General features: G+C 68.7%; 1 protein-coding gene. It reads right to left on the reverse strand.

The window, feature by feature from the left end; genetic code table 11:
* Window positions 1–93: 93 nt before the first annotated feature.
* Complete coding sequence (locus ACFQO7_RS37680; protein ID WP_376810883.1) at window positions 94–1,365, reverse strand: IS110 family RNA-guided transposase; 1,272 nt, start codon at window positions 1,363–1,365, stop codon at window positions 94–96.
* Window positions 1,366–1,637: the final 272 nt, after the last annotated feature.

Here is a 1,637-nt window from a genome sequence, read left to right on the forward strand (position 1 = left end):
CTAGTCCGAAAACTTGAGGGTGAGTGGGCAGGCGGCAGCGTCTCGGCGTAGCGCAGCGGAGCCGGGACAGGGGGTTGCCGGGCGGTGTGGGAGTCAGGCTGCCGCCGGTTCGATGGTGACCTTGTAGCCGAGGCTTTGTAGCGCGGTGATGTGGTTGCGGGCGCGTCGTGCCGGGTTGGTGCGGTTGTCGTAGAAGTCGGCCCCGAGGTCACGGAATGCGGCCTCGGGGTCTGACATCAGATGCCAGATGACGGTCAGCACGGAGCGGCCGACCGCGACGATGGCGCGTTTCGGGCCTCGACGGCGGGCGATACGCCGATAGCGTTCGCCCAGGAAGGTGCGGGTCCGGGCGGCGCTGACGGCGATCTGCCCCAGGGCGCGGGCCAGGTACGGGTTGCCGTGCCCGGTCGATGCGCTGCCCTTCTTGCGCCCGGCCGATTCCTTCACGCCGGGCGCGAACCGTGCCCAGCCGGCCAGGTGCGCGGGTGTAGGGAAGCGGGTCATGTCGGTACCGATCTCGGCGATGATCGCGCGGGCGGCCGTGGACCCGACGCCGGGGATCTGCTCAAGCCGGTCGGCCGCCGACGCGAAAGGGGCGATCTGCTCCTGGATGCGGGCGTCGACGTCGGCGATGTCGGCCTCGATCGCGTCGATACGCGAAAGCATCTTGGCCAGCAGGAAGCCATGGTGGTCGGTGAACCGGCCGACGAACGCCTCCTCCAGCACGTCGATCTTGCGACGGAGGCTGGACCGGGCCAACTGCGCCAGCACATGCGGGTCACGCCGCCCGGCGACCAGCGCGGCCATCATGTCGCGCCCGGACGCCCCGAAGACGTCCGACACCACCGACGACAGCTTGATCTGGGCGTCTTCCAGGAGTTTCTCGACCCGGTTCTTCTCCGCACCCACCACGGCGACCAGGTCGACGCGGTAGCGGGTCAGGTCCCGCAGCATCCGGATCTGCGGCGGTGGCACGAAACTCGCCCGCAGCATCTGCCGCTCGGCGACCTTGCACAGCCAAACCGCATCGAGGCGGTCGGTCTTGGGCCGCCCGGGCAGGTGTTTGACGTCGCGGGCGTTGACCAGCCACGTCTCGAACCCGGCCGCTTCCAGCAGGTAGAACGGCGGCTTCCAGTAGTCGCTGGTCGCCTCCATCACCACCCGGGTCACACCCAGTTCCCGCAACCGGCCGACCATGGCCGACAGCGCCCGGGTCATGGTCGAGTAGGTCTGCACCTCCTGCAACCTGCGGCCGGGCTTGGCCGGGTCGGGGATACGCACACAGCACACCAGCGATTTCTTGCCGACGTCCAGCGCCGCGACCCGTTCGACGATCTCCTCACGTTCCTGCGTCTGCTCAAGCATCGCGTGCTCCCTTGCCGAGGGCGAACAAAGGGCGGTCGCCCGCGGCAGCCACAGGGAACAGCGAATCTAGTCCTCGTGCTCGAAGCAACAGTGAAAGGCCCCTGGCGCGGCTGCCGGCGTCCGACTAACCCACGGCCTCAAACGGACCAAGAAGGTACGACGTCAGCACGGGCGACCACCACCACGGCACCACCGCCCCGACCACGGCCGCAACCGCCACGCACGGTTTTCACCCGTGAACGGGCCGCCATTCAGGCGAAGGGACTAACCCC

The sequence above is a fragment of the Catellatospora aurea genome, from assembly GCF_042663325.1.
Lineage (GTDB): Bacteria > Actinomycetota > Actinomycetes > Mycobacteriales > Micromonosporaceae > Catellatospora > Catellatospora aurea.

Bases quoted from the DNA above. Each gene is read 5' to 3' on its own strand.
- ACFQO7_RS37680 (WP_376810883.1), bottom strand. From the start codon at position 1,365: ATGCTTGAGCAGACGCAGGAACGTGAGGAGATCGTCGAACGGGTCGCG.